The sequence below is a fragment of the Mycobacterium sp. OAS707 genome (assembly GCF_014873705.1).
Taxonomy (GTDB): domain Bacteria; phylum Actinomycetota; class Actinomycetes; order Mycobacteriales; family Mycobacteriaceae; genus Mycobacterium.
This window is the reverse complement of record NZ_JADBDS010000001.1, coordinates 65,083-81,163: the sequence shown is the minus strand read 5'-3', so window position 1 is coordinate 81,163 and position 16,081 is coordinate 65,083. Positions and strand designations below refer to the sequence as shown.

Annotated in this window: 13 protein-coding genes; 8 read left to right on the top strand and 5 right to left on the bottom strand. The window is 66.4% G+C overall.

The features are described 5' to 3' along the window. The first annotated feature begins 71 nt into the window (after nt 1-71). The 5 genes from GGC64_RS00380 (at nt 72) to GGC64_RS00360 (ending at nt 6,275) form a co-directional block, all read left to right on the top strand. Complete coding sequence (locus GGC64_RS00380; RefSeq protein WP_192720489.1) at nt 72-1,526, top strand: hypothetical protein; 1,455 nt, start codon at nt 72-74, stop codon at nt 1,524-1,526. A 116-nt stretch (nt 1,527-1,642) separates the two neighbouring features. After that, nucleotides 1,643-4,297, top strand: coding sequence for a DNA polymerase I (gene polA / locus GGC64_RS00375; protein ID WP_192722330.1), 2,655 nt, complete (start codon nt 1,643-1,645; stop codon nt 4,295-4,297). A gap of 51 nt (nt 4,298-4,348) precedes the next feature. After that, nucleotides 4,349-4,855, top strand: coding sequence for a nuclear transport factor 2 family protein (locus GGC64_RS00370; protein ID WP_192720488.1), 507 nt, complete (start codon nt 4,349-4,351; stop codon nt 4,853-4,855). Further along, nucleotides 4,852-5,700 (top strand): NAD(P)H-binding protein, encoded by an 849-nt coding sequence (locus GGC64_RS00365; RefSeq protein WP_192720487.1) that lies wholly within the window; start codon nt 4,852-4,854, stop codon nt 5,698-5,700. Before GGC64_RS00370 ends, GGC64_RS00365 begins: the two co-directional genes overlap by 4 nt. Beyond that, complete coding sequence (locus GGC64_RS00360; RefSeq protein ID WP_192720486.1) at nt 5,697-6,275, top strand: TetR/AcrR family transcriptional regulator; 579 nt, start codon at nt 5,697-5,699, stop codon at nt 6,273-6,275. The genes GGC64_RS00365 and GGC64_RS00360 overlap by 4 nt, the downstream gene beginning before the upstream one ends. A gap of 7 nt (nt 6,276-6,282) precedes the next feature. On the opposite strand, the gene GGC64_RS00355 is transcribed toward GGC64_RS00360, so the two are convergent. Beyond that, nucleotides 6,283-7,467 (bottom strand): PrsW family intramembrane metalloprotease, encoded by a 1,185-nt coding sequence (locus tag GGC64_RS00355; protein WP_192720485.1) that lies wholly within the window; start codon nt 7,465-7,467, stop codon nt 6,283-6,285. A 190-nt stretch (nt 7,468-7,657) separates the two neighbouring features. Between GGC64_RS00355 and rpsA the strand changes: the two genes are divergently transcribed. Then, on the top strand, nt 7,658-9,103 hold the full coding sequence (rpsA, locus tag GGC64_RS00350; RefSeq protein ID WP_192720484.1) for a 30S ribosomal protein S1: 1,446 nt from the start codon (nt 7,658-7,660) through the stop codon (nt 9,101-9,103). A gap of 11 nt (nt 9,104-9,114) precedes the next feature. Next, nucleotides 9,115-10,275, top strand: a complete 1,161-nt coding sequence (gene coaE / locus GGC64_RS00345; RefSeq protein WP_192720483.1) for a dephospho-CoA kinase — start codon at nt 9,115-9,117, stop codon at nt 10,273-10,275. Here the strand turns inward: coaE and GGC64_RS00340 are convergent, their stop codons facing one another. Next, nucleotides 10,276-10,836, bottom strand: coding sequence for a hypothetical protein (locus GGC64_RS00340; protein WP_192720482.1), 561 nt, complete (start codon nt 10,834-10,836; stop codon nt 10,276-10,278). Between the two features lie 749 nt (nt 10,837-11,585). Between GGC64_RS00340 and GGC64_RS35115 the strand changes: the two genes are divergently transcribed. Beyond that, a complete protein-coding gene (locus tag GGC64_RS35115) occupies nt 11,586-13,394 on the top strand; it encodes a PGRS repeat-containing protein (protein WP_192720481.1) in 1,809 nt (602 codons plus the stop codon). 63 nt (nt 13,395-13,457) lie between these two features. Here the strand turns inward: GGC64_RS35115 and GGC64_RS00330 are convergent, their stop codons facing one another. The 3 genes from GGC64_RS00330 to ligD (GGC64_RS00320) are packed head-to-tail and all read right to left on the bottom strand — an operon-like array spanning nt 13,458 to nt 16,061. Further along, nucleotides 13,458-14,228: an Fpg/Nei family DNA glycosylase gene (locus GGC64_RS00330; RefSeq protein WP_192720480.1), complete on the bottom strand. Its 771-nt coding sequence runs from the start codon at nt 14,226-14,228 to the stop codon at nt 13,458-13,460. Beyond that, nucleotides 14,221-15,117: a non-homologous end-joining DNA ligase gene (gene ligD / locus GGC64_RS00325; RefSeq protein ID WP_192720479.1), complete on the bottom strand. Its 897-nt coding sequence runs from the start codon at nt 15,115-15,117 to the stop codon at nt 14,221-14,223. The genes GGC64_RS00330 and ligD (GGC64_RS00325) overlap by 8 nt, the downstream gene beginning before the upstream one ends. Next, nucleotides 15,117-16,061, bottom strand: coding sequence for a non-homologous end-joining DNA ligase (gene ligD / locus GGC64_RS00320; RefSeq protein ID WP_192720478.1), 945 nt, complete (start codon nt 16,059-16,061; stop codon nt 15,117-15,119). The genes ligD (GGC64_RS00325) and ligD (GGC64_RS00320) overlap by 1 nt, the downstream gene beginning before the upstream one ends. Nucleotides 16,062-16,081 lie beyond the last annotated feature (20 nt).

The window sequence follows — 16,081 nt, the reverse complement described above, 5'->3', positions numbered from 1 at the left end:
ACCCGCGCTGACAGCCTTCTACCAGCAGATACTTGCGTCGAGCAACCATTTTTCACTCGCTGGGAGGGATGATGTCGTACGCCGCTTACGTCGGCCGAGTCGGGGGACTTGCAGTCGCATTGGGCATCGGTGCAGTAGTTTTCACGGCGCCGTGGACAGCCGCTGCGAAGCCCCCTGACAATGGCAACGGCCCGAGCTTCAGCGTGTCCGCTAACGGTGAGACGCGGGTCACCAAAGGAACCGCGACGTCCAGCGCGACGGGCACCGGTTCGGTTGCCATTGCACGCGGCGATCTGACGTCGGCGACTGCAGCCGGGAGCGGAGCCAGAGCCACTGCCATCGGAACCAACAGCCACGCTACGGCGACGGGGACCAACAGCACCGCGTCCGTCGAAGGCGACAACAGCACCGCGATTGCGAGTGGGGGTAGCAACAACACCGCCACCGTCATCGGGAACAACAGCACCGCCACCGCAGGCAGCTCGGATGGAATCAGCAGTGGCTCCAACGACTCCGCCACCGTCATCGGCGACAACAGTCTTGCTGTCGCCAGGGGCGGCGAGAACAACACGGCCATCGTCACGGGCGACGACAGTCGCGCATACGCCGGAAGCGTGCCCGTTGATAGCGGGGATGTCTACGAGGGCAGTAACGGCACAGCCATCGTGACCGGCGACCACAGCTTGGCCACAGTGCTCGGTGGCGACGGCAACACGGCCACCGTCACCGGAGACAACAGCGGCGCCTTCACCGTCCTAGGCGAGGACAACGTCGCCACCGTCGTGGGTGACTACGGGGTTGCCGAGGCCGGCCAGGGCGACCGCAACACCGCCACCGTCATGGGCGACAACAGCGAAGCGCACGCGTTCGCCGGCAATGACAACACGGCCATCACCACCGGTAACTACAGCCACACGGACGCCGAACTCGGTGACAACAACGTCGCCACAGTCGAGGGAAACAACAGCACGGCCGCATCGGGTAGCGGCGACAACAACACCGCCACCGTCACGGGTGACGGGAGCAGAGCGTTTGCCGGCCAAACCTTCACCGGCAGCCCCGGCGACGGCAATGACGGCAATACCGCCATCGTGGTCGGTGACAACAGCATCGCCGACGCAAACCTCGGCGACCAGAACTATGCGGAGGTCTACGGCGACAACAGCACGGCGACTGCGAACAACGGCACCTCCAATCAGGCCTCCGTCTTCGGGAACGACAGTCTGGCGAGGGCAGTCGTCGGCGACAACAACACGGCTATCGCGAACGGCATCGACAGCGATGCCACGGCGGCGTTCGGCAACGAGAACTGGGCCTCGGTCGACGGCAACAACAGCTCCGCGGTCGCGGGCGGCGACATCGGCGGCCCCGGAAGCAACAACACGGCTGGCGTGACCGGCGACGGCAGCACCGCCCTCGCGGGCGGCCCTGGTGCCGACTTCACTTACGCCCTAGCCGACGGCGACGGCCTTGATGCCCATGCGGGCCCGGCAGATATGGACGTTGACATCGTGACGGGTCCCTGACTGACAGTCACGGCATCCCTGTCGGCGGCGGTGCATAGAGTAGGGCCGTGAGCCCAGCCAGTACCGCAACCGAGAAAAAGACTGCGTCCGAAGGTGTGGGCCAAAAGCCCACATTGATGCTGCTGGACGGCAATTCGCTGGCGTACCGGGCCTTCTACGCGTTGCCGGCGGAGAACTTCAAGACCCAGGGCGGGCTGACCACCAACGCGGTCTACGGCTTCACCGCGATGCTGATCAACCTGCTGCGCGACGAGCAGCCGTCACACATCGCCGCCGCCTTCGACGTCTCCCGCCAGACGTTTCGCGTGGACAAATACCCGGAGTACAAGGCCGGACGTTCCGCGACCCCCGACGAGTTCCGGGGGCAGATCGACATCACCAAGGAGGTGCTCGTCGCGCTCGGCATCACCGTGCTGGCCGAGCCGGGCTTCGAGGCCGACGACATCATCGCCACGCTGGCCACCCAGGCCGAGGACGACGGCTACCGCGTGCTGGTCGTCACCGGCGACCGCGATGCGCTGCAACTCGTCAGTGACGACGTCACGGTGCTGTATCCGCGCAAGGGCGTCAGCGAGCTCACCCGGTTCACGCCGGAGGCGGTCGTCGAGAAGTACGGGCTGACGCCGCAGCAGTACCCGGACTTCGCGGCGCTGCGCGGCGACCCCAGCGACAACCTGCCCGGTATCCCGGGTGTGGGGGAGAAGACGGCGACCAAATGGATCGCCGAGTTCGGATCGCTGCAGTCCCTTGTCGACAACGTCGATGCGGTGAAGGGCAAGGTCGGCGATGCGCTGCGCGCCAACCTGTCGAGCGTGGTGCTCAACCGGGAGCTCACCGACCTCGTCAAAGACGTGCCGCTGGCGCAGACGCCCGACACGCTGCGGATGCAGCCGTGGGACCGCGACCAGATCCACCGCCTGTTCGACGACCTGGAGTTCCGGGTGCTGCGTGACCGGCTCTTCGACACGCTCGCCTCCACCGATCCCGAGGTCGACCAGGGCTTCGACGTCAAGGGCGGGGCACTCGAGGCGGGTGAGCTGGCCGGCTGGCTGGAGGACAAGGGCGGCCGGTCCGGGATGGCAGTCGTCGGCACGCATCTGGCGTTCGACGCCGATGCCACCGCGCTGGCCATCGTCGCCAGCGATGGCGACGGCCGCTATATCGACACGGCCACACTGAGCGCCGACGACGAGGCCGCGTTGGCTTCCTGGCTCGCGGATCCCGAACAACCGAAGGCGCTGCACGAGGCCAAGCTGGCCATGCATGACCTCGAAGGCCGCGGCTGGAAGCTGGCAGGCGTCACCTCCGACACCGCGCTGGCCGCCTATCTGGTGCGGCCGGGGCAGCGCAGTTTCGCGCTCGACGACCTGTCGCTGCGCTACCTGAAACGTGAGCTGCGCGCGGATAACCCTGAGCAGCAACAACTTTCGCTTCTCGACGACAGTGAGGGCGTCGACGATCAGGCCGTGCAGACCGTCATCCTGCGCGCCAGCGCGGTGATGGATCTGGCTGATGCGCTCGATGAGGAACTGGCCCGGATGGAGTGCTCCTCGCTGCTGGGCGACATGGAGCTGCCGGTGCAGCGGGCGCTGGCCGCGATGGAGTCGGTCGGTATCGCCGTCGACCTGAAGCAGCTGGGCGAGTTGCAGAGCGAATTCGGCGACCTGATCCGCGACGCGGCCGAGGCCGCCTACGCGGTGATCGGCAAGCAGATCAACCTCGGCTCGCCGAAACAGCTGCAGGTGGTGCTGTTCGACGAGCTGGAGATGCCGAAGACCAAGCGCACCAAGACCGGCTACACCACCGACGCCGACGCGCTGCAATCGCTCTACGACAAGACCGGGCACCCGTTCCTGCAGCATCTGCTGTCGCACCGCGACGCGACCAGGCTGAAAGTCACCGTCGACGGGTTGATCAACTCCGTCGCGTCCGACGGCCGGATTCACACCACGTTCAACCAGACCATCGCCGCGACCGGCCGGTTGTCGTCGACCGAGCCGAACCTGCAGAACATCCCGATCCGCACCGAGGCGGGTCGCCGCATCCGCGACGCTTTTGTCGTCGGTAAGGGATTCGACGAGCTGATGACGGCCGACTACAGCCAGATCGAGATGCGGATCATGGCGCACCTGTCCAAGGACGAGGGCCTCATCGAGGCGTTCAACACCGGCGAGGACCTGCACTCGTTCGTCGCCTCGCGGGCCTTCTCGGTGCCGATCGATGAGGTCACCGCCGAGCTGCGGCGACGGGTCAAGGCGATGTCCTATGGCCTGGCCTACGGGTTGAGTGCGTACGGCCTGGCCGCCCAGCTGAAGATCTCCACCGAGGAAGCCAAGGTGCAGATGGAGCAGTACTTCGACCGCTTCGGCGGGGTGCGCGACTATCTGCGCGATGTCGTCGACCAGGCCCGCAAGGACGGCTACACGTCGACGGTGTTCGGGCGGCGCCGCTACCTGCCGGAGCTGGACAGCAGTAACCGCAACGTGCGCGAGGCCGCCGAGCGGGCCGCGCTGAACGCGCCGATCCAGGGCAGTGCGGCCGACATCATCAAGGTCGCGATGATCAATGTCGACAAGGCGCTCAAGGAGTCCGGTTTGAAGTCGCGGATGCTGCTGCAGGTCCACGACGAGCTGCTGTTCGAGGTCGCCGAAGGCGAACGCGCGGACCTGGAGAAGTTGGTGCGCGAGCAGATGGGCAACGCCTATCCGCTGGACGTGCCGCTCGAGGTCAGCGTCGGGTTCGGTCGTAGCTGGGATTCAGCCGCGCATTAGGACGAGCTCGACTCGGAATAAAGCACTGCTGAGCACTGGTTGCGCCCTATTATGAGACCAAACCGTCCCGTATTACGCGAAGCAGATCCGATTGATGACGACCTGGATGCCGATGCGCGGCGGCAGCGCGCCAATGCCGTGATCGACCGATTACAGGCGGCGTTGTTGGCGCACAACATGGACGCGTTCGCCGACGAATGGGCGGCCGACGGCACGATGACCTTCCCGTTCGCGCCGCCCGGCTGGCCGCGGCTGAGTGGTCGCGAGGAGGTTCGCGACTATCTCGCGGGCTACACCGACATCGTCGATGTTCGGGGCGTGAGCCATCAGACCCGGCATGAGACCACGGACCCCGACACGATCATCGTCGAGTGGGGAGTGAGCGGCATCGCCCACGCGACCGGCCGGGCGTACGACATCGATTACGTCGCCTTCGTCACGGTTGGCGCGGACGGCATCGTCGCCTACCGCGACTATTGGAACGCGCTTGCCGCCGGCGCAGCACTCGGCAGTGTCGACGAGATGATCGCCGCGTTCACCGATGCAGGCCCCAAATGAGCGGCAAGGTTCTCGTGCTCGGTGCGACCGGAAACACCGGATCGGCCGTTGTCGATGAGCTGGCAGGCAATCCAAACTTGACGGTTCGCACGGCAACGCGGGCGAGGATCGCGCCGACTGCCTTCGAACACGTGCGGTTCGACTGGTCCGATCCGTCGACGCATCGAAGCGCACTGGATGGCGTTGAACGCATCTACCTCATCGCTCCAGTGGGTGACCCTGACCCGATCCGGATGGTCGGCCCATTCCTGGACCAAGCCGCATCTATGGGTGTGCGTCGGGTGGTGATGCTCAGTTCTTCTGCGGTCGCCGCCGGTGATCCGGGTCTCGGCGTCGTGGCCGCGGCATTGCGAAACACGTTGCCCGAGTGGGAGATTCTGCGGCCGTCGTGGTTCATGCAGAACTTCGTCGAGCGCCATCCGCATGCGGACAGCATTCACGCGACGGGCGAATTCGTCACCGCCACAGGGCGTGGGCGGCTGGCCTTTATCGACGCCGCCGACATCGGTCGCTGCGCCGCTCGCCTGCTCGCCCGCGAGCGCGCAGGCAACACCGACCACCTGCTGACCGGGCCCGAGGCAATCAGCTACGACGATGCCGCGGCGATCATGACGACGATCACCCAGCGCCCGGTGCGCCATCGTGCAGTCGAAACGGCGCGGTACGTCGACTTCCTCGTTCAGGCCGGATACGACCTCGGGTTCGCATCGGCGCTCGCCGTGCTCGACGAACGGATACGCGACGGCAGGGAAGCCCGAGTCACCGATGCAGTCGAACGGCTCACCGGACAGCCGCCACGTTCGTTCGCTGACTACCTTCGCGAACACGCAGGGATACCAGCATGATCCGGTCGGCGCCGGGCAGACCCCAGGACACTGCGGTTACGGCCGCCATACTCGATGCAGTGATGGCCGACCTGGCCGAGCATGGGTTTCGGGGCCTCACCATGGATGCCGTCGCCCGGCGCGCCGGCGTTGGAAAGAGTGCGATCTATCGTCGGTGGCCGTCCAAGGTCGAGATGACCGCTGACGCGCTGCGGACCCTGAGCGTGGTCGTCGCTCCTGTGCCCGACACAGGCTCGCTTGACGGCGATCTGCTGGCGCTCCTCACCGAGGTGCGATCCTGGCTGGACGACTCCCGGATCCGCCGCGTTTATCCCGATCTCCTCGCAGAGGCCCAGCGCAATCCGGTGTTGGCCGAGGCACTCATGGACTATGTGGGCCGCCCACGTCGAGCGCGGGCCCAGGTCGTCCTCGACCGCGCCGCCGAGCGCGGTGAATTGGCGGCCACCGCCGATCAGGACCTCATGCTCGACGCGCTTGGAGCGCTCGTGTTCTGGCGCCTCATCGCACTGGGTCGTCCGGTGACGGACGCGCATCTTGGCCGCGTCGCGCGCTTGGTTGGCTCCATGGCCCGATAGTTCCTGCCTAGGCGCGGTATCCGGCCAGCCCCTGCAGCACGGGAGCCGCCGCCCGGGCGCCGTACAGCCGATAGGCCTCCTCGTTCTGCAGCGCGAACACGCGCTGGTCGCCGAAGCCGCGGTCGATGCGGTCCCGCACGAACGCCAGCTCGACCACCTGGGCCGCGAAGTTCTTCGCCGACTTGCCTGCGGCCCGGCCGCCCAGCCGGGTCGCCTCGGTGATCGCGACCTTGCGGGCCTTCAGAGAGCCCAGCCAGGTGGCCTCATTCGGGGTGACGAGGCCCGCCGACACCATTCCCGGCAGCTTGGAGGCGACGACCGTCTGCTCCCGGCGTCGGCTGTGCACGCCGAGCGCGATCACCAGCGCGAAGATCGGCACCATCCACAACGCGTAGACCAGCAGATACGCCTCGAAGCCCACCAGCGACGAGCCGTTCCAGAGCCCGTGCATGAATACCGCGCCCAGGTAGCCGAGCACGACGCAGCCGGCCTTCGCGACGCCGTTGCGCTGCTGCAGTGCGAAGTACACGCCAATGCCGGTCATGGTGGTGAAAAGCGAATGCGCGAACGGGCCCATGATCAGCCGGACCGCCGCCGTCAGCAGCGACTCGGACACCGATTCGCCGTTGGCGATGTAGAGGATGTCCTCGAGCCAGGCGAAGCCCGCGCCGACCAGCCCCGCGTACACCAGGCAGTCGGTCAGTGAGTTGAGTTCGTTGCGGCGCCGGCCGGTCATCATGAGCAGCAGGAACAGGCCCTTGGCGGCTTCCTCGGTCAGCGGCGCACTGAGCACGAGGGAGAGTGCGCTGGGCGACTCCGTGTCCGCCAGATCGGGGTGGAGCATCGATTCGGCGTAAATCTGAATGATCGAAGCCAGCACGACTGCGACCGAGGCACCCCAGAGAAAGGCGAAGACAAGCAGTCGCGGCGGTTCAGGCTCCCAGCGGTCCAGCCAGATGTAGGCGAGGACGACGACGATCATCACGGTGCTGGACAGCGCGAATCCGATTCCCGCTCCGACGGGGTTGTAGACGGTCAGCCCGATCACGATCAGCCCGGCGATGGTGCCGAGCAGGATGATCACGGCCAGCGGGGCGCCGACCTTACGGATTTTGCGCTGAAACGGCGGGGTGAGCACATACGGAGGTGGTGGTGCGCCTGCGGATGACACCAGAGCAGCGTAGCCGCGCATTGATCATGATCGGCGGGCTCTGGAGGCCGAGTTTGTCCAGCATGTACACAGTCGAGTAACCTCGACGGGTACCCGTCTGCGGTTTTGCGATCTCTGCTGCGGGTGCACAGCACGATATCGGCGCCCGCGCCGAGCCAATAACAAGATTCCCATGTCCCTACGATTGAACCTGTCCGGAGCAACCCACCACATGCCAAGTCCCTCCGTCACGTCTCCGCAAGTAGCCCTCAACGACATCGGCTCCGCGGAGGATTTCCTCGCCGCCATCGACAAGACCATCAAATACTTCAACGATGGCGACATCGTCGAAGGGACCATCGTCAAGGTTGACCGCGACGAAGTCCTGCTCGACATCGGCTACAAGACCGAAGGTGTCATCCCTTCCCGTGAGCTCTCCATCAAGCACGACGTCGACCCCAACGAGGTCGTTTCCGTCGGCGATGAGGTCGAAGCTCTGGTCCTCACCAAGGAGGACAAGGAAGGCCGCCTGATCCTGTCCAAGAAGCGCGCTCAGTACGAGCGGGCCTGGGGCACCATCGAAGAGCTCAAGGAAAAGGACGAGGCCGTCAAGGGCACCGTCATCGAGGTCGTCAAGGGCGGCCTGATCCTCGACATCGGCCTACGCGGCTTCTTGCCCGCTTCGCTGGTCGAGATGCGTCGTGTCCGCGATCTGCAGCCGTACATCGGCAAGGAGATCGAGGCCAAGATCATCGAGCTCGACAAGAACCGCAACAACGTGGTGCTTTCCCGCCGCGCCTGGCTGGAGCAGACCCAGTCCGAGGTGCGCAGCGAGTTCCTCAACCAGCTGCAGAAGGGCGCCATCCGCAAGGGCGTCGTCTCCTCGATCGTCAACTTCGGCGCGTTCGTCGATCTCGGCGGTGTCGACGGTCTGGTGCACGTTTCCGAGCTGTCCTGGAAGCACATCGATCACCCGTCCGAGGTTGTTCAGGTCGGCGACGAGGTCACCGTCGAGGTGCTCGACGTCGACATGGACCGCGAGCGGGTTTCGTTGTCGCTCAAGGCGACTCAGGAAGACCCGTGGCGGCACTTCGCCCGCACCCACGCCATCGGACAGATCGTCCCCGGCAAGGTCACCAAGCTGGTGCCGTTCGGTGCGTTCGTCCGCGTCGAGGAGGGCATCGAGGGCCTGGTGCACATCTCCGAGCTCTCGGAGCGCCACGTCGAGGTCCCGGACCAGGTGGTCCAGGTCGGCGACGACGCGATGGTCAAGGTCATCGACATCGACCTGGAGCGCCGCCGCATCTCGCTGAGCCTCAAGCAGGCCAACGAGGACTACACCGAGGAGTTCGATCCGTCGAAGTACGGCATGGCCGACAGCTACGACGAGCAGGGCAACTACATCTTCCCCGAGGGCTTCGACGCCGAGACCAACGAATGGCTCGAGGGCTTCGAGAAGCAGCGTGAGGAGTGGGAGTCCCGCTACGCGGAGGCTGAGCGCCGGCACAAGATGCACACCACGCAGATGGAGAAGTTCGCCGCTGCCGAGGCCGAGGAAGCAGCTCGGCCGTCGTCGTCCAACGGCGCGTCGCGCTCCGATGAGCCGTCCGCCGGTGGGTCGCTGGCCAGCGACGCCCAGCTGGCTGCACTGCGGGAGAAGCTCGCCGGCAGCGCCTAACGGCCTGCACGATGCTTCGCATCGGTTTGACCGGCGGTATTGGCGCCGGTAAGTCGACGGTGTCCGCCACGTTCGCAGAATGTGGCGGCATCATCGTCGATGGCGATGTGATCGCCCGTGAGGTCGTCGAACCCGGCACCGAGGGGCTGGGTCAGCTGGTCGCGGAGTTCGGTGAGGACATCCTGCTGCCCGACGGCGCACTGAACCGGCCCGCCCTGGCGGCCAAGGCGTTCGTCGACGACGAGAAGCGCGCCAAGCTCAACGGCATCGTGCATCCGCTGGTCGCTCGTCGTCGCGAGGAGATCCTCGACGCTGTCCACGACGACGCAGTGGTGGTGGAGGACATCCCGCTGTTGGTGGAAACCGGTCTGGCGCCGTTGTTTCCGCTTGTCGTCGTGGTCTCCGCAGATGTCGAAACCCGAGTAACCCGTCTGATCAAGCGGGGGATGGACGAGGCCGACGCGCGTGCGCGCATCAAGGCGCAGGCGCCCGAGGAGCAACGGCGCGCGATAGCAGATGTGCTGCTGGACAACTCGGGTTCCCAAGGTGAGCTCGTGGAGAAGGCCCGCGACCTCTGGCACAACCGGGTGCTGCCGCTGGCGCACAACATCAGCACCCGGCAGTGCGGTCCCACGGTCTACGAGCTCGTGCCCTATCGCCCGGCCTGGTCCGACGATGCGCGCAGGATTATCAAGCGCATCGAAATGGCCTGCGGCGCAAAGGCGTTACGGATCGATCACATCGGATCGACCGCAGTGCCCGGCATGGACGCCAAGGATGTGATCGACATCCAGGTCACCGTGGCGTCGCTGGACGTTGCCGACGAGATCGACAGCGCGCTGGAACACGTCGGGTTCCCGCGTATCCAACACATCACTGCGGACACGCCGCACACGGCCGATTCTTCGTTGTGGCGCAAGCGGATTCACTGCGCGGCCGATCCCGGACGCCCGGCGAACGTCCACCTCAGGGTCGACGGCTCGCCGGCTCAGCAGTTCGCGCTCCTGTTCCGCGACTGGTTGGCCGCGAGTCCTGCTGTGCAACAGGATTATCTGGCGGCCAAGCGTCGGGCGCTGTCTGCGCCCGACTACGCAGACGCCAAGGAGCCGTGGTTCGCCGACGCGTATGAGCGCGCGTGGGAATGGGCGGAGACGACGGGGTGGCGGCCCTAGCTACGTAGCGGCTGGGGCAGGCGCCTCTGCTGGCGGAGCGGCGGGCTGCGGCGCGGTCGCCGACGTCTGACCGGCGACCGGCGTGTCCAGCGGGGCGCCACATTGCAGCACGCCGTACAGCGGATCGTCCTTCGGGTGGAACAACCGCGGTGCGATGAACTGATCCGCCTGCGCGACGATCTGGTCGTCGGCCAGGATCTCGCAGTGCAGATTCGACCCGTACGGCCACTGGATCGAGATCTCCATGCCGGCCTCTTTGGGGTCGTCCAAGACTGTGTTGACCTCAAACGTTTGTCCCGGCAGCAGCGTAGGCGTTTCGCTGTTGACGTTGTGATCGTCCATCTTGTACGCGACAACTGCGCCCCGCGACGTCCCGGTCGCGCTTGCGCGGTACGTGATGTTGTGCTTCACGCCATCGCCGGGAGCGGGCTGGATTTCAGTCTGCGGTCCCGGCGGCCCGGGTTCGGGGTCGGCCACGGCGGGGGCCGGCGTCAACTGCGCACCTGCGCCGATGACCGCAGCAGCGGCGATCGCCAGCCATCCGCGCGTGGTGGAGCTCATGACAGCCGACCTTACCGTCGTCAGAGCCGTGACAGCGACGCGGTTGCCGGTCGGCGGCCGCTCGATAGCCCCGTCGTGAGGCGCGGACCTGCGGTTATTTGCCATTACAAGATCATCGCGCATACGTCCTCGACCGTTACGGCCGGTGGAAGAGGGCGCGCCCGCGGGGGCAATTGTTTGCTGATTTCGCAGCAGCGGAATTGAAATGCGATCATCACCAGCAACATTGAAGTTACGCTTGACAGCCTGACTAAATGTGATGTATCTGCGTTTGCAGTCGGCGTAACTGGTTCCCATAGGCGCTGTTATGTCACACGTCAATTAGTCGGCAGGATATTGACGGATCTGCCGATAAGGGTGTTCGCGGTTCGACCGAAATCGATTAATTAGCAGTCGCTTACGGGTGGCAGGCGGTGGTCAAGCTGTGCAGAATCGAGCAATCGGATACGATGCGGCGAGCCGTTTACCACATTGCCTGCGCCCGTCACAAGCTTTGCACCCAGCGTGTTGAACTCCACTAGTTGCAATCGAAAAAATTGCCTATCAGCAAACCCAAAAGCCATCGACGCCGGTTACTATCCTCTCGATCTCGAAGGTTCGCTCAAGGCCCCCACCAAGAAATCACCGGCGACCCGTTGCCGGTTCGGGGAAGGGAGCCGTGGGTCAGCACCGAGGGGATCGCGGTTGGCAAAAGCCAGCTATCAGCGAGAAGAGGTTCACGAAGTGATCACTCGAAGGGAGATTCGGTTATGACCGATGGCGTGTACGCGCCTGCGAGAGAGCGGGCGGGCGGCTCGCGGCACCGCAAGAGGGGCCAGGGCACCCGTCCGAACGCGATAACGGCCGCGGTGGCGGCGGGCGTCCTGGCCGTTGGCGGCGGGGTCGCCGGTGGCATCGTTGCGGCGGGCCAGCAGGCTCCGGCGCCGACCGGCGGTGCCAGTGGCCCGGTCTATGCGCCGGCACTGACCGCGTCCGATACCGCACTCGGTGTCGGCGTGGCCGCGGCCGCACCGACGTCGAGCGGGGTGGGCGCATCGTCCGCTCCGATCGGCGATGCGGTGTCACCTCTGGCGGTGCTGGGCCTGATTCCGTCGGACAGCCCCGGCGGCGCCGCGGTATCGCATTCCGGTAATGCACGCGGGGCGCAGAGTGCCGCGAATTTCTTTGCGCCGACGACGTTTGCGACATCCCTCGTCGGTGGGGCGGGCGGTGGCGGAGCTTCGGCCTCTGCAGCGTCACTGTCGACGTCGGGCCTGTCGCTGACGAGCCCGAGCGGAGCCTTATTGGGTCTGATCGGCCCAGGCGGGCTGCTGATCGGAAACGGCATCGACGGCGATGAGCCCGGCGAAAAGGGCGGCAACGGCGGTCTGCTCTGGGGCAGCGGCGGCAAGGGCGCCGACGGAGCTGCGGGTCAGGCCGGTGGCGCAGGCGGACACGGTGGGCTGTTCGGCAACGGCGGCGCCGGTGGCGCAGGCGGCACGGGCGCGGCGGGCGGTGCTGGCGGCGCCGGTGGCTTGGTGCTGGGCAGCGGTGGCGACGGCGGTAACGGCGGAGCCGGCGGCGCTGGTGGCAAGGGCGGCAGCGGACCTGGGCTGCTGGCGGGCAACGGTGGCGACGGAGGCACTGGCGGTATCGGCGCTGTCGGCGGTGACGGCGGCAACGGTGGCCTGCTGATCGGCGCGGGCGGTAGCGGTGGCACGGGTGGCGCGGGCGCCGCCGGCGCGAACGGCGTGAATCCCACTCCGAACGGCCAGACCGCCGGTTCCGGCACCAACGGCGCAGACGTCACCGTCTCGCCGCCCTCCACCGACGACGCATTCGGTGGCAATGGCGGCCCCGGCGCCAACGGCGGCACCGGAGTCGCAGGCGGCACGGGCGGCAAGGGTGGCGACGCGGTCAACGAGGTCGGCACGGTTAGCCCCGCGACCGGCGGCAACGGCGGAGCGGGTGGCACCGGCGGAGCAGGCGCGGCCGGCGGCAAGGGCGGCGACGGCGGCAACGGCACCGGCCCGTACTGCTGCGGCGGCACCGGCGGCAATGGTGGTGACGGTGGCGCCGGTGGAACCGGCGCCAACGGTGGCGACGGCGGCAATGGCGGGAACGGCTCGAACGTGGGCGATCCCGGCAACGCCGGCGGCACTGGCGGCAACGGCGGCAACGGCGGCACGGGTGCGGCCGGTTCTGCCGGCTCCGCAGGCGCATCGGGCGGCAGCGGTGGCCACGGCGGCCTCGTGCTCGGCATCGGCGGAAACGGCGGTTCCGGCGGCAAAGGTGGCACCGGCGGTACCGGAGCCACCGGCGGCAACGGTGGTAACGGTGGCAACGGCGGCAACGTCGAGACCTCGGGAACACCGGGCACCGGCGGAAAGGGCGGCAAGGGTGGCGTCGGCGGTACCGGCGGCACGGGCGGCGCAGGCGGTACCGGCGGCTCCGGTGGCGGTGGCGGCCTGCTCGGCGGCGGCGGTCACACCGGCAGCACCGGTAGCACCGGTGCCAACGGCAGCAACGGCGCCAACGGCAGCAACGGCGCCAACGGAAGTAACGGCGGCACCACCTAACAGCTGCGCATGACGGTGAGCCCGCTCAGCCCCGCAACGAGGTGCTGAGCGGGCTCATTGCCGTTATGGCGGTTGACAATTCGGACACCACACCGTGGTTCGGCCACCGATCCGGCTACGCCGCAACCGGGTGTGACAGCGCGGGCAGCCCGGATCCGGGTCGTCGCGAACGCGCGTCAACCACCGCGGAAGGCCGGGCACTCGCCCGTGCCGCACCGACGTCTCCAGAACGCTCTTCATCGCAGCGTGAACTCGGCGCGCATCGACACTGCTGACGGGCCGCCCGGGATGCACCTTTGCACGCCAACAGATCTCGTCGACGAGCAGGTTGCCAAGGCCCGCGATCACCGATTGATCCATCAGGGTCGGCTTCAGTGTTCCGCGGCGCCCCTCGAGCGCCTTGCGGAATCCGGCGAGATCGAGTCCGAGCGCATCGGGCCCCTGCTTGCCCATCACCTCGGCTGTCGCGTCGTCGTCGACGGCCAGCCAGATGCCGCGCAGTTTCCGGAGATCGGCATAGCGCAACTCGCCACGGTCGAGGGCGATCACAAGCCGTTCGTATCCCTTTTCGTTGGCGCCGTCGGCCGCGAAGTACGGCTGCCCAGTCATCCCGCTGTGAACCAGCAGAACGGGACCATCCGTCGGCAGGATCAGCCATTTGCCGTGTCGTCGCGGCTTTCGGAACGTGTGCTTCATCAGATTGCGGGCCAGCGCGGGCGCGCTGGTGTTCCGCAACACTCCGGGGTCACGCACGTCGACGGCCCGCACCTCACGCCCGGGCAGCTTTTCTGCCAACTCGCGACGGAACCCCTCCACATCGGGTAATTCAGGCATTGAGCTTCGACAGACGTTCGATGGGCCGGGTCAACGAGCGGGCGTGCCGACGCATGTCGGCCCATGGATCGCCTTGTCCGGCAACCCGTTTCAGCACGTCGCGAAGCGTGAAGCGGTCAGGCCGCAAACCACGTGCGCTCAGCTCGTCCCACTCCAGTGGGGTGGCGACGGGAGCACCGCGTCGTGCGCGCACCGTGTACGGAGCCGCGGCGGTTTGCGCGTAGGCATTTCGCATCACGTCGACGTAGATCCGGTCGCCGCGCTTGTCCTTGCGCTGCTCGACCGTTCGGTGTGCGGGATCATCCGCCACCACGACCTCGGCGACGTCGCGGGCGAACTGCCTGACAGTGTCGAAGTCGTGTCCGCGGGCCAGCGGCGTGACGACATGCAGCCCCCGCGATCCGGTGGTCTTCAGGTACGGCGCAAGGCCGAGATCGCGCAGCACGTCGGCGCAGGCTTGGGCGGCCGCGCGCACCGCGGCAAAATCGTCGGTTGACGGATCCAGGTCGAAGATGACTTGATCCGGTTCGCCGAGCAGGTCGCGCCGCGACAGCCACGAATGCACGGTGACGCAGTTCTGATTGGCCAGCCATACCAACGCATCGCGACGATCCACGACCGGGTGCACGACCGTGCCGCCCTCCTTGGTGACCTCGGCCGAGCCCATCCATTCGGGCAGCGTGCCGGAGAAATCCTGTTGCACGAAGCCGTGCTGGCCGATGCCGCGGGGATATCGCCACAACGTGAGCGGTCTGCCCTTCAAGTGCGACACCATGACATCGGCGATTTCTGAGTAGTAGTCGACCAGGTCGCCCTTCGTGATGCCGTCGTCGGGAAACACCACCCGGTTCGGATGGGTGATCTCGACTGCTCGGGACCTTGCAGCCATCAGTGCGTCTCCCTCACCACCTCGTTGGGACTCTTGTCGGTACGCAGGCCGAGATATCGCGGGTGGCGCAGCTTGCCGTCGCGGGTCCACTCGCCGAACGCCACCTGCGCCACCAATTTCGGTCGCACCCAACGCGCGGTCGGCTCGCGGACCGATCCTCTTGTGATGGGCGACGTCGCCTGCTCGGTGCGCGCCAATTGTTCGTGCAGTTTTCGCAGTGTCGCGTCGTCGAACCCGGTGCCGACCTTGCCTGCATAGACCAGATCCGCCCCGTCGTAGTAGCCGAGCAACAGCGCTCCGAGACCCACCCGGCTGCCCTTCGGGGCCGTGTACCCGACGACCACAAACTCTTGATCGCGGCTGCACTTGAACTTCAGCCAGTTGCGCGACCGTCCGCCCTCGTAGGTCGATTCGGCCAACTTCGCGATCACCCCTTCGTCGCCGCGCTCGCAAGCGGCGCGATAAGCCGATTCACCGTCCTTGACTCGGTGGGTGGTGAAGCGTAGCGGATCATCGAAGCTGAAGGTGTTGCGCAGCAGTCGTTTACGCTGTAACAGCGGATAGGCCGTGATGTCTTCGCCGTCCAGGTTCATCAGATCGAACACGTAGTAGAAGACGGGAATGCCCGACACCCTGGCGAGGGCGGGATCGGTGATGCCGGAGCGGCCCTGCAATCGCTCGAAACTGGTTCGTCGTCCTTCGAAGGCCACGATCTCGCCGTCCATGACGAATCGAGATGTCTCCTGTTTGGCAAGTCCCTCGACGATCTCAGGGTAGGTGTTGTTGAGCGACAATTGGTTTCGCGACAGCAGCCGTATCCGCTTGCCGTCGCGGAAGGCAAGGCCCCGCACCCCGTCCAGCTTGCGCTCGAAGATCCAATCGGGGTCGGAGAAGCGCTCGTCGGTGAGCGTCGCAAGCGTCGGCGACTGCCAGTCGGGAACCATTACCGAGGCATACCCGCCGC